Origin of the sequence: Ancylobacter gelatini, assembly GCF_022601675.1 — a bacterium.
GTDB lineage: Bacteria > Pseudomonadota > Alphaproteobacteria > Rhizobiales > Xanthobacteraceae > Ancylobacter > Ancylobacter gelatini.
This window is the reverse complement of record NZ_JAKVIL010000002.1, coordinates 503,197-522,772: the sequence shown is the minus strand read 5'-3', so window position 1 is coordinate 522,772 and position 19,576 is coordinate 503,197. Positions and strand designations below refer to the sequence as shown.

Sequence of the window (19,576 nt, the reverse complement as noted above, 5' to 3'; positions counted from 1 at the left end):
AGTTTCCGCCCGCGCCACCCCGCGCAGCCGGGCCACCGCCCGGAAAGGGCCTATAGCTCAATGGTTAGAGCCGACCGCTCATAACGGTCTGGTTCCAGGTTCGAGTCCTGGTGGGCCCACCACTCTTCTCAATCAGTTAGCTGCCGCCGCAACCGATCCAGTCCGTCATCCCCAACGAACCTCCCAACGATTGGGATCGGACATGACCGTGAAATCGGGACCGCCGTCTGCCTATGTGCAGCGATCGTCCGCCCCCCTCACCCGCTCCGGCCCGTATCCTCCACCTCGACGTCGGGCGCGTCGGAGCCGTTGACCGTCTCTTCGTGCCATTTGCCGTTGCGGTCCTGATAGGCGATCGGCCGGGTGTCGCCGAAGCCGGCCTGCCGGGTTGCCGCCGCGCGGGCGGCCGCCAGCGCGCCATCGTGGGTCGGGTGGGTTTCCGAGAACACGTCGCCGAGCTTGTAGGCCCAGCCCCCGTCATGCTCGACGATCTCGTAGCGGATATGCGTCATGGGTCAGCTCCTTTGCCAGCGACAACGGTCAGGCGCGCGCGCCGGTTCCCGGCTGCGGACGCGGGCGGCGCGCGCGCCCCGCGACCATAGGCGTCCGCGTCCGGGCGGGCTTGCCGATTCGCCGCCCGCGCGGCCTCACATCACGATCACGCGGTCCGGCAATTCATTGGCGTCGTCCGGCCCGCGCGGGGCGTGACGCGCGAGGATGCGGCCGGCCTCGGCCACACCGTCGGCCAGCCCCTCGCAAAGCCGGCCGTCGCGGGCGCCGGCCAGCACTGCCGCGCACACGCCCTGCCAGGCCTCGTGCCCCACCTTGCCATGGATCGCCTCGTCGGCGACCACCTCGACCAGATGATCGACCGGCGCCACCAGGATCAGCACGCCGGTGCGCCCGCTGGTCTGGTGCATGCCGAGTGCGAGGAAATGATCCACCGCCGCCGCCCGCCCCGCTTCCTCGCGGGCGAAGCGCGGCACGACGAAGGCCCCGAGCGGGCTCAGGATCAGCGCCGCGCCGGCAATCACAAAGGCGCCGGCCTGCGCGGCCAGCAGGGTCGGCGTATTCAGCGTGGTGAACAGAGCAAGCGGCCAGGGCAGCAGCAGCGCCAGCAGCGCCGCCCACATCAGGCCGAAGAATGGCGAGCGTGCCAGCGGGCGCGACAGCACGACGACGCGGATCTCGCCCGCCGTACCGGCCTCCGCCTCCTGCACCGCCCGGGCGACGGCCGCGTGTTCCTGCTCGCTCAACATCCGCTCACCAGCTCCCCGAGGCCCCGCCGCCGCCCGAGGAGCCGCCGCCCCCGGAAAAGCCGCCGCCACCCGACCATCCGCCGCCACCGCCGCCGCTGCGGCGCGACCAGTCCCAGCCCGCCGCGCCGCCCGCCAGCGTGCCGGCCCGCCCGCCGCGCCGCATGCGCAGATGGCCGGATCGTGCCTGCCGGTAGAAAACGAACAGCCAGAAGGCCACCATCAACAGGATGAACAGCAGCTCGAACCAGTCGTCCGGGCTCATCTCCGGCTCCGCCGCCGCCTTGGCGCGGGCCTTGGCCTCCTCGGGATCGAGGTTCAGCACCTCGATCACCGCATCCGCGCCCTTCTCCACGCCGCCCGCGAAATTGCCGGCGCGGAAGTCCGGCAGGATCGCGGTCTGGATGATGGTGCTGGCCACCGCGTCGGGCAGCACGCCCTCCAGCCCGTAGCCGACTTCGATGCGCACGCGCTTCTCGTTCGGCGCCACCAGCAGCAGCACGCCGTTATCCTTCTCCGTCTGGCCGAGCTTCCAGAAGCGGAACAGCCGGTTGGCATATTCCTCCACCGAGGTGCCCTCCAGCGAGGGCACGGTGGCGACCACGAACTGGTCGGTGGTCGCGCCCTCCTGCGCCGCGAGCTTTTCCTCCAGCGCCGCGCGGGCAGCGGGGGTCAGCACGGCCGCGGCATCGACCACCCGGCCGGTGAGCGCGGGAAAGGCGAACTCCGCCCGCGCGGGGCCAAGCGCCGCCAGCAGCGCGCAGAACACCAGCGCCAGCAGCGCCGCCGGAAAACGGGTGCGCGGGTTCACGACCGCTCCGCTCAGTTGAACTTCACCTGCGGCGCCTTCATCTGCTCCTCGGCAATGGTGAAGGTCTCCATCGGCTTGTTGGCCCGGTAGAGCGTCGAGGCCCAGAGCACGCCGGGGAAGGTGCGCAGCTCGGTGTTATAGACCCGCACCGCCTCGATATAATCGCGCCGCGCCACCGCGATGCGGTTCTCCGTGCCCTCGATCTGCGCCTGCAGGGCGAGGAAGTTCTGGTTGGCCTTGAGGTCGGGATAGGCCTCCGACACCGCGATCAGCCGGCCGAGGGCGCCCGAGAGCTGGGATTGCGCCTGCTGGAACTGCTGGAACTGCGCGGGATCGGTGATGGTGGAGGCGTCGACCTTGATCGAGGTCGCCTTGGCCCGTGCCTCCGTCACCTGCGTCAGCACCTCGCTCTCATGCTGGGCATAGCCCTTCACGGTCTCGACGAGGTTGGGGATCAGCTCCGCCCGGCGCTGGTACTGGTTCAGCACGTCGCTCCAGGCCGCCTTGGCCTTCTCCTCATTGGTCGGGATGTTGTTGACCCCGCAGCCGGCGAGGCCGAGCGCGAGGCCCGCCAGAACCAGGGGAGCGAGAAGACGGCGCCACAGCGGGCGGCTGACGGCGAGGGACCGGGCAACGGCGGACATGGCGGGACCTTTCACAAACGCGGCGTCATAACGCGAGCGGACTATAGAAGGTTGCGCGCTTGAGTTCATCAGCCTGTCGCGGCCCCGCGCATAACTGGCCGGTGTCGCGCATTGACAGCCGCCGATGGCTTTCGCGCTAGGGAAGCGGTGCCGTCTCGGCTAAGACAGACAGGGCAAGGCGGGACGCTCTCGGACCGCGGCCTCAGGACGAAAGTCGACGATACGGCATGACCGACACACAGAACATGAGGCAGCGCTTCATCGAGGATTTCGCCGCCCGCCATGGTCTCGGCACCGAGGCGGCGGAGGTGCTGCTGCGCGCGGTGGCGGCCGGCGGCGGCACCATGGCCCAGTTCAGCCATCCCGAACTCGGCGGCATGGGTCAGTGGTCGCGCGGCGGCATGATCATGGTCGGCGACATGTTCAACCAGGGGCTCAAATACCGGGTCGACACGCTGTGCACCGAAATCTCCGACGCGCTCTACCAGAACCCCGCGCTCGGCGCCGAGCCGCGCGCGACGGGGTCGGGCGGCTTTTCCGGCGGGGCGTGGTGGCCGGAGGAATTCGGCAGCCCGAGTTCGTCCGGCGCGCAGAACGACCTGCGCTACGCCTTCTTCCCCGGCGCCCGGCGGCTGGTGATCGACAAGGCCGGCGCGCAGGCGGTCTACGACACCGGCGAGCACATGATTTCCGGCGTCTCGCAGCAGCAGGGCGGCGACCAGTTGCTCAGCTTCTCCAGCCAGTTCGGTACGGTGTCGCTGTCAAACCTGCCGCGCATCGACACCGGCTGGCGCAGTGGCGAACCGCAACAGGGCGCCCACACTCACGGGACCGTCGCGGCCTCTCCCGCCCCCGCCCCGGAACCCGCGCCTGCCGATAAGCCCGCGCCCGCCCAGGAACGCGAGCCGGTCTATCAGGCCGAGCCCGCGCCCGCCCGCGAAGCCGTGCCCGCATCGTCTCCCGCGCCGGGCAGCCGCGCCGACGACATCTTCGCCACGCTGGAACGCCTTGCCGATCTCAAGGCCAAGGGCATTCTGTCGGACGAGGAATTCATCGCCAAGAAGACCGAGCTTCTGGCGCGGCTCTGACGCCCAACCCCTGATGCCCCGCTATCCGTAGATCGGGAAGCGGGCGCACAGGGTGCGGACCTCCTCGCGCAGGCGCGCCAGTCGCGCCGTGTCGGCCGGCGCCTTCAGCACCTGCGCGATCCAGCCGCCCACCGCCTCGAACTCCGCGGTGCCGAAACCGCGCGCGGTGCCGGCATTGGCCGAGAGCCGCAGGCCCGAGGGGGCCTCCGGCGGACGGGTGTCGAACGGGATCTGATTCTTGTTCACCGCCATCCCCGCCTTCTCCAGCGCCTTGGCCGCGATGTCGCCGGTCACGCCCAGCGGCGTGAGGTCTGCGAGCATCAGCCCGCAATCGGTGCCGCCCGCCACCAGCCGCACCCCGGCCGCGACCAGCGTGGCAGCCATGGCGCGGGCATTTTCCAGCACGGCGGCGTTGTAGGCGGTGAATTCCGGCCGCAGTGCCTCGCCGAAACAGGCCGCCTTGGCGGCGACGATGTGCATCATCACCGAGCCCTGAACGCCGGGAAAGATGCCGTAATTGATGCGGTCGCTCAGTTTTTCGTCGTTCCACAGCACGAAGCCGCCACGCGCGCCGCGCAGCGACTTGTAGGTCGTGGAGGTCACGACATGGGCATGGGGGAACGGGTGCGGATAAAGCCCGGTCGCCACCAGCCCGGCGAAATGCGCCATGTCCACCATCAGCAGCGCCCCCACCTCGTCGGCGATGGCGCGCAGGCCGGCGAAGTCCAGCGCGCGGGCATAGGCCGAGCCGCCGGCCACGATCATGCGCGGCCGGTTCGCCACCGCCAGCGCGCGCACCTCATCGAGTTCCACGCGCTCGCTGTCGCGACTGACGCCATACCGCACGATGCGGTAGTCGCGCCCGGTCAGCGTCGCGGGGTGGCCGTGGCTGATATGCCCGCCCGCCGCCGTGTCCATGGAGAGAATGGTGTCGCCGATCTCCAGCAGCCCGAGGAACACGCCGGCATTGGCGTTGGAGCCGGAATGGGGCTGCACATTGGCGAAGCGGCAGCCGAACAGGTCGCACGCCCGCTTCACCGCCAGTGCCTCGATGGCGTCCGCGAATTCCGCGCCGCCATAATAGCGCGCATAGGGCAGGCCCTCGACGGTCTTGTTGGTGAGCACCGAACCTTGCGCCTCCAGCACGAGGCGGGACACCAGGTTTTCCGAGGCGATCAGCTCGATACCGTCCTGCTGGCGGGCGAGTTCGCCGCGAATCGAGGCGGCGAGTTCCGGATCGGCGTCCAGACCCGTGGAGAAATATCCTTCGTGAAGCGTCGACATTGAGGGCCTGTTCCAGTTCGGCGGGATGCGGGCGGATCGAACCGCACTGTAACATCGGGCCGAATGGCGGCGTCAGCCCGCCGAAAGCAGCAGGCGCGCGGACAGGACGCTCGAAAACGGGGCGCACAAAAACAAAGAGGGACGGTGGATGATCCCCGTCCCTCTTCAGCCGTCAAGATCTGTGGCTGTTACTCGGTCTTTCGACATTGTCCGCTGTTCAGCTCTTGCGAAGCGGCTTGTCGTCGGCAATCGCCTCGTCGTGATACCAGCTGTCGCCGACCACCGAGCCCATCGCCTTCACCGCCGCGACTTCGCGGGCGAAACGGCTCTCAGGGCGGGAGTTGGTCAGGCTGGCCGCGCCGGCGCGGCCGCCGAGCGGGAACTGATAGATCTTGGCGCCTTCACCATGAATGGCTTCGTTCATTTTTGTCTCCTTTCACGCAGCGCAGGAATGCGTCAGGTTTGGACACATATAACATGTTTTGCTGCGATCAATAGCACAAAACCACGAAAATTCGTACTGAATGCCTGCTATGTGGTCAGCTAATGGCTAAAAAATAGGCGCACAAAAATCTCGCGGTTCGATTCGAGATTCACAATAGTCCGCCCGATTTTTAATCACGTCGCCCGGTTCATGGGCACTTTGTTCATTTCAATGACAGCCCCGGACTCCGCCATTGCCCACCCGCGCGCCGCCGGGCCAATAAAAAGTGCCGCACCGCTCCGCCCGCGCTATCCCTCGCAACCAAACGATTAAATCGCCCGCGGGTTCCCGCCGCCTGCCAGCTGCGCGGCGGCGCGCGGCCAAGCTGGCACGGGATGTGCTTAAGATGGTGTCAGGCATTCGGCGGGGCCACCTCGACGTGCCCCCAGAGCCCGCGTCTTCAGCTTACGAGAGACCCGACATGACCAAATACAAGCTCGAGTACATCTGGCTCGACGGTTACAAGCCGACCCCGAACCTGCGTGGCAAGACGCAGATCAAGGAATTCGACCACTTTCCCTCGCTCGATGAACTGCCGCTGTGGGGCTTCGACGGCTCGTCCACGCAGCAGGCCGAAGGTCACAGCTCGGACTGCGTTCTGAAGCCGGTCGCGCTGTACCCCGACCCGGCCCGCAAGAACGGCGTGCTGGTGATGTGCGAAGTGATGATGCCCGATGGCGTCACCCCGCACTCGACCAACGCCCGCGCCACCATCCTTGACGACGAAGGCGCCTGGTTCGGTTTCGAGCAGGAATACTTCTTCTACAAGGACGGCCGCCCGCTCGGCTTCCCCGAGCACGGCTATCCCGCGCCGCAGGGCCCCTACTACACCGGCGTCGGTTTCAAGAATGTCGGCGACGTGGCCCGCGAGATCGTGGAAGAGCACCTTGAGCTCTGCCTCGAAGCCGGCATCAACCATGAAGGCATCAACGCGGAAGTCGCGAAGGGCCAGTGGGAATTCCAGATTTTCGGCAAGGGCTCCAAGAAGGCCGCTGACGAAGTGTGGATGGCCCGCTACCTGCTGCTCCGTCTCACCGAGAAGTACGGCGTGGACATCGAGTTCCACTGCAAGCCGCTCGGCGACACCGACTGGAACGGCTCGGGCATGCATGCCAACTTCTCGACCGAGTATCTGCGCACGGTCGGCGGCAAGGACTATTTCGAGGCCCTGATGGCGGCCTTCGACAAGAACCTGATGGACCACATCGCCGTCTACGGCCCGGACAACGACAAGCGTCTGACCGGCAAGCACGAGACCGCGCCGTGGAACAAGTTCTCCTACGGCATCGCCGATCGCGGCGCGTCGATCCGCGTGCCGCATTCGTTCATCAAGAACGACTACAAGGGCTATCTTGAGGATCGCCGCCCGAACTCCCAGGGCGACCCCTACGCCATCGCTTCCCAGATCCTGAAGACCGTTTCGGAAGTCCCGACCAAGGCCGTCGCCGCGGCGTGAGCCGTGTGACGTGACGCCCGGCCCCGCGCCGGATCGACAGAGCCCCGCCGCAGCGTCACAGCTGCGGCGGGGTTTTCGTTTGTCACGGAGGTTGCCGTCCATCTCCGGCACGCCGCCAAGCCAGACCACCGGACTGCTGGACTGCTGGACTGCTGGACTGCCGGACTGCCGGACTGCCCGACTGCCGGACTGCCGGAGAGCGTGCCCGCACGCCCGCAATTCTCAGCGAGCCGGCGCCCGGATCCGCGCGGAAAAATCCATCGCCCCGTCCGCCGGCCCTTCCGCGGCGCCCGCCTCCGCCCCCTCTTCTGCCCGCGCGCGCTCCCCGATCCGCGCCCGCGCCTTTACCTCATCCAGCGTGCCGCCCCCGGCGATGATGCCGCGCTCATAGAGATAATCCGGCAGGTAGCCCGAGATCAGGATGCGCCAGTCGAGCGGAAGCCCCGGCTCGATCGCGCGCACCAGCTTGAAGATCACCGTCGTGCAGTTGGTGGTCACGGTCTGGTACCAGCGCGGCTGCGCCGCCAGTTCGTTGCCGAGTTCGAGATAGGACAGGAACAGCGCCTCCCGCACCTGCGGCGACAGGTTCAGCGGAAAAAGCGAGACGTCCTCGCGCCGCAGGTTGGTGCGCAGCCGGATGATGTCGCGTTCGTCGGCGGCGATCAGCACCAGCTCGAACTCCTTGAAGAACCCGCCGATTTCGGAAAACGATTCGCCCGCCTCGCGGCGGATTTCGGCCGAGAAGACCAGATGCCGGCCGTCGCGAAAGCCGAAGCTGATGAGCGTGTGGGCAATCGCGGGGTTGCCCCAGGTGGAAGAGAACAGGTCGACCGAGGCGAGGTCGTCGAGATCGTAGCGCCGCGTTTCCCAGCGCGGCTCGCCCTCGTCCTCGGTTCGCCAGTCGAAATCGCGGATATTGTGGACGGTCACCTCGCGCCCGGCGAATTCCGCCGTCACCCCGCGCGCCACGTCGGGCGCCCAGTCGCGCTCATTGGACGGCCGGATGGTCGCCCACCACAGGCCCACCAGCACCACGCCCAGCGCCAGCATCCCCAGCGCGCGCAGCCGCCGGCCGCTCACCGCGAGAGCGATCACCCCGCCACTCCCCAGCGCCACCAGCGCCCAGCCGAGCCCGCGGCCAACGCCCTGCGCCTGATAGAACACCGCCAGCGCCGACCATGCCGCGACCGCCACCGCCGCAACGCAGAGCACGGCCGCGCCCAGCCGGCCCGGCCATTGCCGTCCTGCGCGCCGTGCGGGCGCGGATGCGGGCTCGTGGGTGGCTGATGTCATCAATTCACGTCCTTCCGCCCGCCCCGTCGACGCCCGCCGAGCTGACGCGACATGTCCTTATCTCGCACGCGGAAGCTGTGCTATTTCCACATTGTGCGGTCCGCGCAATGAAGCGCGCGCCCCTGATCGGAACGCTCCAATGAAGCACTTGGTTCTCGCTGCCGCGTGCCTGCTCGTGCCTCTGCCCGCCCTCGCCACCCAGATCGACCTGTCGACCGAAACCTGCGAGGAATTCCTGGCCAGCGACAAGACCGAGATGATGCTGACCCTGGCGTGGCTCGACGCCTATTACAAGGATGTCGATGCGCCGCCGGTCATCGACACCGACAGCTTCGTCGAGAATGCCGGCAAACTCGGCGAGTATTGCGCCAGGAACCCGACCATCGGCCTCATCACCGCGACCGACAAACTGTTCGGGGAATAGCCCCGCCCTCTCCGGCGGAAGAAGTCCCCTGCGGAGCACCCGCCCCGCAGGCCGGTCCCGCGTCAGCGTATCCGCACGCCCGGCCCGTATTCGCCCGGCGGCAGCAGCATCACCCCGGCCTCCTGCAGCGTGCGCACCAGCAGGGTTTCGGTGCCGCGGTGCAGGACATGCCGATGGCGCTCGAAATCGCGGACGGTGCTGCGGGAAACCCCGGCACGGCACGCCAGCGTCTCCTGGGTCCAGTCCAGAAGACCGCGTGCAGCGCGGCATTGTTCGGGCGACAAATCCATCGCTTGAGCCTTGCTTCGACCGGGGCAAATCAACCATAATGGTCGAGATCATGCAATATCAACCCACCCGAAGGAGACATTGACGCGAATGTCGGACGGCTTTCTCCTTCTGGTGGTGCTGACCCTGCCGTTCGCGGGGAGCCTGCTGGCGGTTTTTTTGCCGACCAATGCGCGCAATACCGCCGGCATTCTGGCTGGCGGCATCTCCGTCACGTGCTGCGCCATTCTCGCCTGGCTGTACTTCGCCGCGCCGGCCGGCGTTCCGGTCTGGCTGCGGCTCGACTGGCTGCCCATGCTTGGGCTCGACTTCACGCTGCGGCTGGACGGGCTGGCCTGGCTGTTCGCGGTACTGATCTACGGCATCGGCACGCTGGTTGTGCTCTATGCGCGCTACTACATGTCCTCCGAGGACCCGGTTCCGCGCTTCTTCTCCTTCCTGCTGGCCTTCACCGGCTCGATGGCCGGCGTGGTGCTCTCGGGCAATCTGATCCAGCTGGTGTTCTTCTGGGAACTCACCAGCCTGTTCTCGTTCCTGCTGATCGGCTACTGGCACCACAACAACACCGCCCGCGACGGCGCGCGCATGGCGCTGACCGTGACGGCGACCGGCGGCCTGTGCCTGTTCGTCGGCGCGCTGCTGATCGGCCGGATCGTCGGCAGCTACGACCTCGATGAAATCCTGAACTCGGGCGATCTGATCCGCGAGAGCAGCCTCTATGCCCCGGCGCTGGTGCTGATCCTGCTCGGCACCTTCACCAAGAGCGCGCAGTTCCCGTTCCATTTCTGGCTGCCCCACGCCATGGCGGCGCCGACCCCGGTCTCGGCCTATCTGCACTCCGCGACCATGGTGAAGGCCGGCATCTTCCTCATGATCCGGCTGTGGCCGGTCATGGCGGGCACCGACCTGTGGTTCTACCTGATCGTGCCGACCGGGCTGCTGACCCTGCTGGTCGGGGCCTATTCGGCGATCTTCCAGCAGGACCTCAAGGGCCTGCTCGCCTATTCCACCATCAGCCATCTCGGGCTGATCACGCTGATGATCGGGCTCGGCAGCCCGCTGGCGCTGATCGCGGCGATCTTCCACACCATGAACCACGCCATCTTCAAGGCGTCGCTGTTCATGGCCGCCGGCATCATCGACCATGAGACCGGCACGCGCGACATCCGCAAGCTCAGCGGGCTGTACCGCGCCTTGCCCTATACCGGGACGCTGGCCATGGTGGCGGCGGCCTCCATGGCGGGCGTTCCGCTGCTCAACGGATTCCTGTCCAAGGAGATGTTCTTCGCCGAGGCGGTGGCCGACCATACCGGCTCGCTGCTCGATGACAGCCTGCCCTATTGGGCGACGCTGGCCGGCGTGTTCTCCGTCACCTATTCGCTGCGCTTCATCCTCAACGTGTTCTTCGGCCCCCCGGCGAAGGACTTGCCGCGCGAGCCGCACGAGCCGGCGCACTGGATGCGCTTTCCGATCGAGCTGCTGGTGCTGATCTGCCTGCTGATCGGCATCGTGCCGAACCTCACCGTCGGCTCGCCGCTGCGCAATGCCGCGCGCTCCGTGGTCGGGCCGGAGCTTCCGCCCTTCAGCCTGTCGATCTGGCACGGCTTTAACCTGCCGCTGCTCATGAGCGTCATCGCCCTGTGCGGCGGCATCATCCTGTACATGCTGCTGCGCCGCTATCTCGCCAGCGGGGTCGAGGGGCCGCCGCTGGTGCGCGAGCTCAAGGGCCAGCGCATCTTCGAGAAGGTGCTCGCCACCATCTCCTGGCAATGGGCCCGCGCGCTGGAGCATGCGCTCGGAACGCGGCGCCTGCAGCCGCAGATGCGCCTCGTGGTGGCGCTGGCCGTCGTCGCCGGCCTGTCGCCCTTCTATGTGCGCGGCATGGTCGGCACCGGTGATCTGGCGGGCACGCCGCTGCCGCCCGGCTTCGCCCTGCTGTGGGCGATCGGCATCGCCTGCGGCATCGGCGCGGCCTATCAGGCCAAATATCACCGCCTCGCGGCGCTGGTGCTGCTCGGCGGTGCCGGGCTGGTGTCATGCATCACCTTCGTCTGGCTCTCGGCGCCGGATCTGGCGGTGACGCAGCTTCTGGTGGAGATCGTCACCACCGTGCTGCTGCTGCTCGGCCTGCGCTGGCTGCCGCAGCGCATCGAGGACGTGTACCCGACGCGCCCGCCGCCGAGCGTGCTGTTCCGCCGCTATGCCGACCTCGCCATCGCGGTCGCGGTGGGCGCCTCGCTGTCCTTTCTCGCCTATGCGATGATGACGCGCCCGCTGCCGACCAGCGTCTCGCGCTTCTTCGTCGAGCGCGCCTATACCGAGGGCGGCGGCACCAACATCGTCAATGTCATCCTGGTCGATTTCCGCGGCTTCGACACCATGGGCGAGATCGTGGTGCTGTGCCTGGTGGCGCTCACCGTCTTCGCCCTGCTGCGCCGCTTCCGCCCGGCGGAGGAGAGCATCGAGACCCCCGCCCAGCAGCGCTATCAGGACGCGTTCGACGATGCCGAGCCGGACCGCGCGCCGGGCGAGACCATCCGCGACTACCTGCTGATCCCGCGCCTGATCATGCTCTGGCTGTTCCCGGTCATCGGCACCTTCGCGGTCTACCTGTTCATGCGCGGGCATGATCTGCCGGGCGGCGGCTTCGCGGCCGGCATCACGCTCTCCATCGGCTTCGTGGTGCAGTACATGGCGAGCGGCACACGCTGGGTGGAGGATCATCTGCGCGTGCTGCCGCTGCGCTGGATGGGGCTCGGCCTGCTCACCTCGGCCTTCACTGGCATGGGCTCGTGGTGGTTCGGCTATCCGTTCCTCACCTCGCATTTCCAGTATGTGGAGCTGCCGGTGATCGGCAAGGTGCCGGCGGCGAGCGCGCTGCTGTTCGATCTCGGCGTGTTCGCTCTGGTGGTCGGCGCCACGGTGCTGATCCTGATCGCGCTGGCCCACCAGTCGCTGCGCTCCACGCGCAGCGCACGGGCGATGGAGGGCGAGTGATGGAAATGGTGCTCGCCATCGGCATCGGGATCTTCGCCGGCTCGGGCGTGTGGCTGCTGCTGCGCCCGCGCACCTATCAGGTGATCGTCGGCCTCGCGCTGCTGTCCTATGCCGTCAACCTGTTCATCTTCTCGATGGGGCGGCTGCGCGTCGATTCCCCGCCGATCCTCAAGCCCGGCTCGGTCGGCGACGCGGCCCTGATCGCCGACCCGATCCCGCAGGCTCTGGTACTCACCGCCATCGTCATCGGCTTCGCCATGACCGCGCTGTTCCTCGTCGTGCTGCTCGCCGCGCGCGGGCGCACCGGCACCGATCATGTCGACGGCAGGGAGAGCTGAACCATGCGCAGCACCCTGGTCGATCATCTGGTCATCCTGCCGATCCTGCTGCCGCTGGCGGTCGGGGCCGCGATGCTGCTGTTCGACGAGCGCCGCCGCGTGCTCAAGGCGACGCTGAGCATCACCACCCTGCTGGCGCTGCTGGCGATCGCGGTCACGCTGGCGGTGTTCGCCAATGCCGTCCCCGAGACCGACATCTCCTCCATCATCGTCTACCCGCTGGGAAGCTGGCCGCCGCCCTTCGGCATCGTGCTGGTGTCGGACCGGCTCTCCGCCATGATGCTGGTGCTGACGGCGGTGCTGGGCTGCTCGGCCATGACCTATGCGCTGGCGCGCTGGCACAAGGCGGGGCCGCGCTTCCACACGCTGTTCCTGCTGTTGATCGCCGGCCTCAACGGCGCGTTCCTGACCGGCGACCTGTTCAACCTGTTCGTGTTCTTCGAGGTGCTGCTCGCCGCCTCCTACGGCCTGGTGCTGCACGGCTCCGGCACCGCGCGGGTCAAGGCCGGGCTGCACTACATCCCGATCAACCTCGTCGCCTCCTCGCTGTTCCTGGTCGGCGTGAGCCTGATCTACGGCGTCACCGGCACGCTGAACATGGCCGATCTCGCCCGCCTCATCCCCGCGCTCGGCGACCAGAGCCGCACGCTGGTGGAGGCCGGCGCCGCGGTGCTGGGCGTCGCCTTCCTGGTGAAGGCGGGCATGTGGCCGCTCAGCTTCTGGCTGCCGACCACCTATGCCGCCGCCTGCGCGCCGGTGGCGGCGATGTTCGCCATCATGACCAAGGTCGGGGTCTATGTGATCCTGCGCCTCGCTTTGCTGTGCTTCGGCGAGGATGCGGGCGCGTCCGCCGATTTCGGCATCACCTGGCTGTATTACGGCGGCATGGCGACGCTGGCCTTCGGCGGCATCGGGGTGCTGGCCTCGCAGTCGATGTCGCGCCTCGCCGGCTACAGCGTGCTCGCCTCCTCCGGCACGTTGCTGGCCGCCATCGGCACCTCGAACAGCGCGGTGATTTCCGGCGCGCTGTTTTATCTGGCAAGCTCCACCTTCGCGCTCTCCGCCTTCTTCCTGCTGATCGAGCTGATCGAGCGCGGGCGCGACGCCGGCGCCGACGTGCTGGCGGTGACCATGGAAGTGTTCGGCGATGCCGAGGACGACGCGGAGGAAGAGGAGGAGGAGATCGGCATCGCGATCCCGGCCACCACGGCGATACTCGGCGGCGCCTTCGTCGCCTGCACCGTGCTGCTCGCCGGCCTGCCGCCGCTCTCCGGCTTCATCGCCAAATTCGCCATGCTCTCGGCGCTGATCAACGAGGCCGGCGCGATTCCGTTCGCGCACTGGGCGTTCGTCGTGCTGCTGGTGGGCACCGGCCTCGCCTCGCTGATCGCGATGACCCGCACCGGCATCCGCTCGCTCTGGGTGCCGGCTGAAGGCACGCTGCCACCGGTGCGCGCGGTGGAGTTGATCCCCGTCGGCGCGCTGCTGTTCCTGTGCGTCGCGATGACGGCGGTCGGCGGCCCGGCGATGCGCTACATGGAAGCCACCGCGCAGGTGCTGCATTGGCCGAGCGAATATGCCAGCGACGTGCTGGGCACCTCGACCACGCGCTCCATGCGCCCGGCCACGACACCGTGAGGGCCGCGCCATGAACCGCATCCTGACCCGCATCCTGCCGCACCCAAAGCTGTTCCTGGCGCTGCTGGCCATGTGGCTGCTGATGAACCAGAGCGTGTCGCCGGGGCAGATCCTGTTCGGCGCGCTGGTGGCGTTCGGCGGCGCCTGGTCCATGGTCGCGCTGCAGCCGGAGCCGGTGCGCCTGCGCCGGCCGCGCGCCATGATCACCCTTGCCTGGCGGGTGTTCCTCGACGTGTTCAGCTCCAATTTCGCCGTGGCCCGCATCATCCTGCGCGGGCGCGACGGCGACCGGAACGCCGGCTTCATGACGGTGCAGCTCGACATGACCAGCCATTACGGCCTCGCCGTGCTGTCGATCATCCTGACCTGCACCCCGGGCACGCTGTGGGTGAACTACACATCCTCGACCGGCACGCTGCTGCTCCATGTGCTCGATCTGGTCGACGAGGAGGAATGGACGCGCCTGATCAAGGAGCGCTACGAACGGCTGCTGATGGAGATCTTCGAATGAGCGCGCTCATCCTCGGCTGGTCGCTCACCCTGGCCCAGCTGCTGCTCGGCCTCGCCATGGGCTGCGCGGTGCTGCGTCTGCTGCGCGGCCCGCGCGCGCAGGACCGCATCCTCGGGCTCGACACGCTCTATGTGAACTCGATGCTGCTGCTGCTCACCATCGGCATGCGCAGCGGCGCGACGCTTTATTTCGAGGCGGCGCTCATCATCGGCCTGCTCGGCTTCGTCGGCACGGTGGCGCTCTCCAAGTTCCTGATGCGCGGCGAGGTGATCGAATGAGCCAGGCACCCGACCTGCCGCTCTGGGCGGCGCTGCTGGTCTCGCTCCTCGTCGTCGCCGGCGCGGGGGTGGCGTTCCTCGGCTCGCTCGGGCTGGTGCGGCTGCGCTCGTTCTATTCCCGCGTCCATGCGCCGAGCCTTGGCGCCACGCTCGGCGCGGGCTGCATCCTCATCGCCTCGATGATCTGCTTCAGCGTGCTGCGCAGCCGGCCGATGGTGCACGAATTGCTGATCTCGCTGTTCGTCACCATCACCACGCCGGTGACGCTCATGCTGCTGGCCCGCGCGGCGCTGTACCGCGACCACGCCGAAGGACGCACCAATGTGCCGCCGCTGCCCAAGCGACGGCCGGAAGGCGCCGGGCCCGGCGAGGGCACGACCTAACCCTCGTTCAGCAGCCGGCGATACAGGGTCGAGCGGTTGACGCCGAGCCGGCGCGCCGCCTTCGAGACATTGCCGCCGCAGGCATCGAGCGCCTGCCGCATCGCGTCGAGCGTGATGTCGCCGAGCCGGCGGTCCTCGGGCTCCCCCTCCCCGTCCGCCGCGCGCTCGATTGGCGCCGCAAGCGGAGCAAGCGTTCCGCCCATGGCGATATCGGGCGGCAGCATGTCCTCGCCCACCGGCTCATGCGGCAGCGCCATGGCGGCGAGCACGCGCAGCGTGCCGACCAGCTGGCGGAAATTGCCCGGCCAGCCATAGGCGACGAGGCGCCGTTCGCAGGCCGCCGACAGCACCAGCCGCCGGTCCCCGGCAATGCGGCGCCACAGGTCGCGCACCGTCGCCATGCGGTCCGGCAGTTCGCGCACCGCCGGAAGCTGGATGGTGTAGTGCGCGATGCGGAAATACAGGTCGGAGCGGAACGTCCCGGCCTCCACCAGCGCGGCGAGGTCGCGATGGGTGGCGCAGATCAGCGCGAAATCCACCTTGACCGGCCGCCCGCCGCCGAGCGGGGACACCTCGCGCTCCTGAAGCACGCGCAGCAGCCGCGTCTGCAGGAACAGCGGCATGTCGCCGATCTCGTCGAGGAACAGCACCCCGCCATCGGCCTGCCGCAGCAGCCCCTTGCGGCCGTGGCGCCGCGCGCCGGTGAAGGCGCCGTCCTCATAGCCGAACAGCTCCGCCTCGATCAGCGTCTCGGGGATCGCCGCGCAGTTCACCGCGACGAACGGCCCGTCGGCGCGGGTGCTGCGGCGGTGAATCTCGTGGGCGACCATCTCCTTGCCGGTGCCGGTCTCGCCGCGTACCAGCACGGGGACATTGGCCTCGACCATGCGCAGCGCGCGCTGCACCGCCTGCCGGTCGCTGTCGCGCAGCAGCAGCGGCGCCTCGTCGGTGCCGATCAGGGCGGGCGCGCGCATCAGCGGGCGGGAGGCCGGCTCGCCGTCGATCCGGCAGAACAGCTCGCGGCCGCTGGCATCGACCAGCGGCTGCTCGCCGGCACCGCCCGGCACCCGGCTGAACAGTTCGCCGGCCCGGCGCAGGCCGAGCGCCGACCAGTCCATGCCCAGCAGCGACAGGCCATGGCGATTGGCGGCGACCAGCCGGTCGTCCTCGAACACCATGATGCCCTCGCGTGCCGTGCCCAGCATGGCGCGGTCGCTCTGGAAGCGCAGGACGCGGCGCCCGGCAAAATCCTCGTCGAAGAAGCGATGCTCGATCTGCTCCACCGCCAGCCGCACCAGCCCCAGCGCGTGGCGATGGTCGACCGCCGCCGGACCGGAGAGATCGAGCGCGCCGATGGTGCGCCCGTAAGGGTCGACGATCGGCGCGGCGGAACAGCTCAGAATGGCGTGCGGGTCGTAATAATGCTCGCCGCCATGCACCGCGATCGGGCGCCCCTCGACCAGCGCCGTGCCCACCGCATTGGTGCCGGTCGAGGTCTCGCCCCAGCCGACACCCGGCCGCAGCGCCACCTGCGCCGCGCGCGCGGCGAAGTCGGCATGGCCGAGCGCGTCGAGTATCAGCCCGTCGGCATCGGTGAGAACGACCACGCAGCCGGTCTGCATGGCGTCGGCATAGAGCCCTTCCAGCTCCGGCCGGCACAGCCGCCGCAGCTTCTCGTGGCGCTCCGACGCCTCCAGGAACTCATGGGCGGTGAGCGGCTCCAGACGCGGCAGCACCGAATTGTCGAGGCCGCGCGCGGCGCAGCGCTGCCAGGAGCGCAGGATCGGCGCCGATACCAGCGCCGACATGCGCGGCCCCTCCGGCCGTCCATGCTCGAAGAACTGGCGTCGCGCGGCCAGCACCGTGCGCGAAGAGTCCTCGTGACGCATGCGATCCTCCCGAGTGTTGCAATTTGCCACACATGTCGCAGGTCTTGTTGTTATCTCCGACAGTTGTTGCAAAGTTTTGGAACGCCGTCCATTCCCATGATGTGGAGTGATCCCAGAATGGAATGAGACGTCCAGCAATACCAACACCTTCCCGTCCTGCAGTAACGATTTTGTGCAGCGCCGCACAGCTCTGGCACAGGCGGTGCAATCTCATGGGCTCCACCCTGGGAGGAACCAATGAACAAGCCTGAACTCGCCATCACCAAGCAGTCCCCCTTCAAGGCCCGCTACGGCAACTTCATCGGCGGCAAGTTCGTCGAGCCCGTGAACGGGCGCTATTTCGACAACACCTCGCCCGTCACCGGCGGCAAGATCTGTGAAATCGCCCGCTCCGATTCCGCGGACATCGAGAAGGCGCTGGACGCCGCTCACGCCGCCAAGGATGCCTGGGGCAAGACCTCCGCCGCCGAGCGCGCGCTGATCCTCAACAAGATCGCCGATGTGATGGAGGCCAATCTCGACCTGCTGGCGCTGGCCGAGACCTGGGACAATGGCAAGCCGATCCGCGAGACCACGGCCGCCGACATGCCGCTCGCCATCGACCATTTCCGCTATTTCGCCGGCGCCGTCCGCGCGCAGGAAGGCGGCATCAGCGAGATCGACCACGACACCGTCGCCTATCACTTCCATGAGCCGCTCGGCGTGGTCGGGCAGATCATCCCGTGGAACTTCCCGATTCTCATGGCGGTGTGGAAGCTCGCCCCCGCGCTCGCGGCCGGCAACTGCGTGGTGCTGAAGCCGGCGGAGCAGACCCCGGCGAGCATCCTCGTGCTGGCCGAGCTGATCGCCGACCTGCTGCCCCCCGGCGTGCTCAACATCGTCAACGGTTTCGGCCTTGAGGCCGGCAAGCCGCTGGCGAGTTCCAACCGCATCGCCAAGATCGCCTTCACCGGCGAGACCACCACGGGCCGGCTGATCATGCAGTATGCCAGCCAGAACCTGATCCCGGTCACGCTGGAGCTGGGCGGCAAGTCGCCGAACATCTTCTTCAGCGACGTGGTGGCCGAGGATGACGATTTCTTCGACAAGGCGATCGAGGGCTTCGTCATGTTCGCGCTGAACCAGGGCGAGGTCTGCACCTGCCCCTCGCGCGCGCTGATCCAGGAAGACATCTATGACCGCTTCATGGAGCGGGCGCTGAAGCGCGTGGAGGCCATCGTGCAGGGCTCCCCGCTCGATCCCGCCACCATGATCGGCGCGCAGGCCTCCTCCGAGCAGCTGGAGAAGATTCTCTCCTACATCGACATCGGCAAGCAGGAGGGCGCGCAGGTGCTCACCGGCGGCGGGCGCAACGAGTTCGGCGGCGATCTGGCCGGCGGCTATTACGTCAAGCCGACCGTGTTCAAGGGCACCAACAAGATGCGGATCTTCCAGGAGGAGATCTTCGGGCCGGTGGTGTCGGTGACCACGTTCAAGGACGAGGACGAGGCGCTCTCCATCGCCAACGACACGCTGTACGGGCTGGGCGCCGGCGTGTGGACCCGCAACGGCAACCGCGCCTATCGCTTCGGCCGCGCCATCCAGGCCGGCCGCGTGTGGACCAATTGCTACCACGCCTATCCGGCCCACGCGGCGTTCGGCGGCTACAAGCAGTCCGGCATCGGGCGCGAGAACCACAAGATGATGCTCGACCACTACCAGCAGACCAAGAACATGCTGGTCAGCTACAGCCCGAAGAAGCTCGGCTTCTTCTGATCGGCGCGCGTGGGCGAGCGCCCACGCTGCCACATCGATGCCCGGCGGGAGCGGCTGCGCCCTCCTCCCGCCGGGCACGGTTCGGTCCGGACGGCCATCGCGCGCCACCTCCCGCCCGAGCACGCGCCGGGCATGGCGAGACCGGCCGCCGCGACCGGCCGCCGCGACCAGCCTTGCCGCCGTGGCCGGCCCTTGCCATCTTCACAGGACAGCCTCGCCGCACGCGGCCCGACAGCAGGTCCCGGCGACGTGAAACGGAGGACGCCATGACCGTTATCGTAACCGACGCCCCGATTGCCCGCGTGCTGGCGACGCCGGCCGCGCTTGAGCTGATCGCGGAACTCAAGGCCGAGCACGGCCCGATCCTGTTCCATCAGTCCGGCGGCTGCTGCGACGGCTCCTCCCCCATGTGCTACCCGACCGGCGACTTCATCGTCGGCGACCGCGACGTGCGTATGGGCGAGATCGGCGGCGTGCCGTTCTTCATGAGCCCGTCACAGTTCGACTACTGGAAGCACACCCAGCTCATCATCGACGTGGTGCCCGGACGCGGCGGCATGTTCAGCCTGGAGAACGGGCGCGACAAGCGTTTCCTCACCCGCTCCCGCCTGTTCGCCGACGACGAGCTGGACCGGCTGGTGCCCACCGCCGAGGGCATGCCCGAGCCGGCCTAGCGCACGTTCCGCGCGCACGGATGGCCCCTCTGGAAGCTGAAGCCTCCGGTTACCCCGGCGCGCCGCACCCTGAAACGACAAAACG

Annotated in this window: 20 protein-coding genes and 1 tRNA gene; 12 read left to right on the top strand and 9 right to left on the bottom strand. The window is 68.1% G+C overall.

Translation table 11 applies throughout. The features are described from left to right. Positions 1-46: 46 nt before the first annotated feature. Positions 47-122: transfer RNA gene (locus tag MKI84_RS05720), tRNA-Ile, on the top strand. Positions 123-257: 135 nt separating this feature from the next. Here MKI84_RS05720 and MKI84_RS05715 read toward each other — a convergent pair. The 4 genes from MKI84_RS05715 to MKI84_RS05700 form a co-directional block, all read right to left on the bottom strand. Next, positions 258-512, bottom strand: coding sequence for a DUF2188 domain-containing protein (locus MKI84_RS05715; RefSeq protein ID WP_241617323.1), 255 nt, complete (start codon positions 510-512; stop codon positions 258-260). 135 nt (positions 513-647) lie between these two features. Next, a complete protein-coding gene (locus tag MKI84_RS05710) occupies positions 648-1,259 on the bottom strand; it encodes a TPM domain-containing protein (RefSeq protein ID WP_241617321.1) in 612 nt (203 codons plus the stop codon). Positions 1,260-1,263: 4 nt separating this feature from the next. Continuing rightward, on the bottom strand, positions 1,264-2,067 hold the full coding sequence (locus MKI84_RS05705) for a TPM domain-containing protein (protein WP_241617319.1): 804 nt from the start codon (positions 2,065-2,067) through the stop codon (positions 1,264-1,266). 11 nt (positions 2,068-2,078) lie between these two features. Continuing rightward, the gene (locus MKI84_RS05700; RefSeq protein ID WP_241617317.1) at positions 2,079-2,711 is read right to left on the bottom strand and encodes a LemA family protein; all 633 of its coding nucleotides are present in this window, start codon (positions 2,709-2,711) and stop codon (positions 2,079-2,081) included. Between the two features lie 227 nt (positions 2,712-2,938). On the opposite strand from MKI84_RS05700, the gene MKI84_RS05695 reads away from it, so the two are divergent. Further along, positions 2,939-3,799, top strand: coding sequence for an SHOCT domain-containing protein (locus MKI84_RS05695; protein WP_241617314.1), 861 nt, complete (start codon positions 2,939-2,941; stop codon positions 3,797-3,799). 21 nt (positions 3,800-3,820) lie between these two features. Here MKI84_RS05695 and MKI84_RS05690 read toward each other — a convergent pair whose 3' ends face one another. After that, the gene (locus MKI84_RS05690) at positions 3,821-5,083 is read right to left on the bottom strand and encodes a serine hydroxymethyltransferase (RefSeq protein WP_241617312.1); all 1,263 of its coding nucleotides are present in this window, start codon (positions 5,081-5,083) and stop codon (positions 3,821-3,823) included. A 217-nt stretch (positions 5,084-5,300) separates the two neighbouring features. Beyond that, entirely contained in the window at positions 5,301-5,507 is a 207-nt protein-coding gene (locus MKI84_RS05685) for a DUF2735 domain-containing protein (protein WP_241617309.1), read from the bottom strand. Positions 5,508-5,988: 481 nt separating this feature from the next. Between MKI84_RS05685 and MKI84_RS05680 the strand changes: the two genes are divergently transcribed. Continuing rightward, complete coding sequence (locus tag MKI84_RS05680; RefSeq protein WP_241617307.1) at positions 5,989-7,023, top strand: glutamine synthetase beta-grasp domain-containing protein; 1,035 nt, start codon at positions 5,989-5,991, stop codon at positions 7,021-7,023. Positions 7,024-7,245: 222 nt separating this feature from the next. On the opposite strand, the gene MKI84_RS05675 is transcribed toward MKI84_RS05680, so the two are convergent. Beyond that, positions 7,246-8,316, bottom strand: coding sequence for an Lnb N-terminal periplasmic domain-containing protein (locus MKI84_RS05675; RefSeq protein ID WP_241617305.1), 1,071 nt, complete (start codon positions 8,314-8,316; stop codon positions 7,246-7,248). Between the two features lie 139 nt (positions 8,317-8,455). On the opposite strand from MKI84_RS05675, the gene MKI84_RS05670 reads away from it, so the two are divergent. Then, entirely contained in the window at positions 8,456-8,740 is a 285-nt protein-coding gene (locus MKI84_RS05670; protein WP_241617303.1) for an HdeA/HdeB family chaperone, read from the top strand. Positions 8,741-8,802: 62 nt separating this feature from the next. Here the strand turns inward: MKI84_RS05670 and MKI84_RS05665 are convergent, their stop codons facing one another. Beyond that, entirely contained in the window at positions 8,803-9,030 is a 228-nt protein-coding gene (locus tag MKI84_RS05665; protein WP_241617301.1) for a helix-turn-helix domain-containing protein, read from the bottom strand. An 88-nt stretch (positions 9,031-9,118) separates the two neighbouring features. On the opposite strand from MKI84_RS05665, the gene MKI84_RS05660 reads away from it, so the two are divergent. The 6 genes from MKI84_RS05660 to mnhG are packed head-to-tail and all read left to right on the top strand — an operon-like array spanning position 9,119 to position 15,173. After that, positions 9,119-12,025, top strand: a complete 2,907-nt coding sequence (locus MKI84_RS05660; protein ID WP_241617299.1) for a monovalent cation/H+ antiporter subunit A — start codon at positions 9,119-9,121, stop codon at positions 12,023-12,025. Next, positions 12,025-12,363, top strand: a complete 339-nt coding sequence (locus tag MKI84_RS05655; RefSeq protein ID WP_241617297.1) for a Na+/H+ antiporter subunit C — start codon at positions 12,025-12,027, stop codon at positions 12,361-12,363. The genes MKI84_RS05660 and MKI84_RS05655 overlap by 1 nt, the downstream gene beginning before the upstream one ends. Before the next feature lie 3 nt (positions 12,364-12,366). Beyond that, complete coding sequence (locus tag MKI84_RS05650; RefSeq protein ID WP_241617295.1) at positions 12,367-14,001, top strand: monovalent cation/H+ antiporter subunit D; 1,635 nt, start codon at positions 12,367-12,369, stop codon at positions 13,999-14,001. 10 nt (positions 14,002-14,011) lie between these two features. Continuing rightward, the gene (locus MKI84_RS05645; RefSeq protein WP_241617292.1) at positions 14,012-14,512 is read left to right on the top strand and encodes a Na+/H+ antiporter subunit E; all 501 of its coding nucleotides are present in this window, start codon (positions 14,012-14,014) and stop codon (positions 14,510-14,512) included. Further along, the gene (locus MKI84_RS05640) at positions 14,509-14,790 is read left to right on the top strand and encodes a K+/H+ antiporter subunit F (protein ID WP_241617290.1); all 282 of its coding nucleotides are present in this window, start codon (positions 14,509-14,511) and stop codon (positions 14,788-14,790) included. Before MKI84_RS05645 ends, MKI84_RS05640 begins: the two co-directional genes overlap by 4 nt. Continuing rightward, complete coding sequence (gene mnhG, locus MKI84_RS05635) at positions 14,787-15,173, top strand: monovalent cation/H(+) antiporter subunit G (RefSeq protein ID WP_241617288.1); 387 nt, start codon at positions 14,787-14,789, stop codon at positions 15,171-15,173. The genes MKI84_RS05640 and mnhG overlap by 4 nt, the downstream gene beginning before the upstream one ends. On the opposite strand, the gene MKI84_RS05630 is transcribed toward mnhG, so the two are convergent. Beyond that, a complete protein-coding gene (locus tag MKI84_RS05630; RefSeq protein ID WP_241617285.1) occupies positions 15,170-17,062 on the bottom strand; it encodes a sigma-54-dependent Fis family transcriptional regulator in 1,893 nt (630 codons plus the stop codon). The genes mnhG and MKI84_RS05630 overlap by 4 nt on opposite strands. A 237-nt stretch (positions 17,063-17,299) precedes the next feature. Between MKI84_RS05630 and adh the strand changes: the two genes are divergently transcribed. Together adh and MKI84_RS05620 are read left to right on the top strand one after the other, a co-directional pair. Next, positions 17,300-18,817 (top strand): aldehyde dehydrogenase, encoded by a 1,518-nt coding sequence (adh, locus tag MKI84_RS05625; RefSeq protein WP_241617284.1) that lies wholly within the window; start codon positions 17,300-17,302, stop codon positions 18,815-18,817. A 266-nt stretch (positions 18,818-19,083) separates the two neighbouring features. Further along, positions 19,084-19,491 (top strand): DUF779 domain-containing protein, encoded by a 408-nt coding sequence (locus MKI84_RS05620; protein WP_241617281.1) that lies wholly within the window; start codon positions 19,084-19,086, stop codon positions 19,489-19,491. The last annotated feature ends 85 nt before the right edge of the window (positions 19,492-19,576 follow it).

Excerpts from the sequence above, each read along its gene's own strand:
- mnhG (WP_241617288.1), top strand. The coding sequence starts at position 14,787 with ATGAGCCAGGCACCCGACCTGCCGCTCTGGGCGGCGCTGCTGGTCTCG.
- MKI84_RS05670 (WP_241617303.1), top strand. The coding sequence starts at position 8,456 with ATGAAGCACTTGGTTCTCGCTGCCGCGTGCCTGCTCGTGCCTCTGCCC.
- MKI84_RS05690 (WP_241617312.1), bottom strand. The coding sequence starts at position 5,083 with ATGTCGACGCTTCACGAAGGATATTTCTCCACGGGTCTGGACGCCGAT.
- MKI84_RS05650 (WP_241617295.1), top strand. The coding sequence starts at position 12,367 with ATGCGCAGCACCCTGGTCGATCATCTGGTCATCCTGCCGATCCTGCTG.
- MKI84_RS05680 (WP_241617307.1), top strand. The coding sequence starts at position 5,989 with ATGACCAAATACAAGCTCGAGTACATCTGGCTCGACGGTTACAAGCCG.
- MKI84_RS05710 (WP_241617321.1), bottom strand. The coding sequence starts at position 1,259 with ATGTTGAGCGAGCAGGAACACGCGGCCGTCGCCCGGGCGGTGCAGGAG.
- MKI84_RS05640 (WP_241617290.1), top strand. The coding sequence starts at position 14,509 with ATGAGCGCGCTCATCCTCGGCTGGTCGCTCACCCTGGCCCAGCTGCTG.
- MKI84_RS05685 (WP_241617309.1), bottom strand. The coding sequence starts at position 5,507 with ATGAACGAAGCCATTCATGGTGAAGGCGCCAAGATCTATCAGTTCCCG.
- MKI84_RS05620 (WP_241617281.1), top strand. The coding sequence starts at position 19,084 with ATGACCGTTATCGTAACCGACGCCCCGATTGCCCGCGTGCTGGCGACG.
- MKI84_RS05655 (WP_241617297.1), top strand. The coding sequence starts at position 12,025 with ATGGAAATGGTGCTCGCCATCGGCATCGGGATCTTCGCCGGCTCGGGC.
- MKI84_RS05630 (WP_241617285.1), bottom strand. The coding sequence starts at position 17,062 with ATGCGTCACGAGGACTCTTCGCGCACGGTGCTGGCCGCGCGACGCCAG.
- MKI84_RS05660 (WP_241617299.1), top strand. The coding sequence starts at position 9,119 with ATGTCGGACGGCTTTCTCCTTCTGGTGGTGCTGACCCTGCCGTTCGCG.
- MKI84_RS05675 (WP_241617305.1), bottom strand. The coding sequence starts at position 8,316 with ATGACATCAGCCACCCACGAGCCCGCATCCGCGCCCGCACGGCGCGCA.
- MKI84_RS05645 (WP_241617292.1), top strand. The coding sequence starts at position 14,012 with ATGAACCGCATCCTGACCCGCATCCTGCCGCACCCAAAGCTGTTCCTG.
- adh (WP_241617284.1), top strand. The coding sequence starts at position 17,300 with ATGAACAAGCCTGAACTCGCCATCACCAAGCAGTCCCCCTTCAAGGCC.
- MKI84_RS05695 (WP_241617314.1), top strand. The coding sequence starts at position 2,939 with ATGACCGACACACAGAACATGAGGCAGCGCTTCATCGAGGATTTCGCC.
- MKI84_RS05665 (WP_241617301.1), bottom strand. The coding sequence starts at position 9,030 with ATGGATTTGTCGCCCGAACAATGCCGCGCTGCACGCGGTCTTCTGGAC.
- MKI84_RS05700 (WP_241617317.1), bottom strand. The coding sequence starts at position 2,711 with ATGTCCGCCGTTGCCCGGTCCCTCGCCGTCAGCCGCCCGCTGTGGCGC.
- MKI84_RS05715 (WP_241617323.1), bottom strand. The coding sequence starts at position 512 with ATGACGCATATCCGCTACGAGATCGTCGAGCATGACGGGGGCTGGGCC.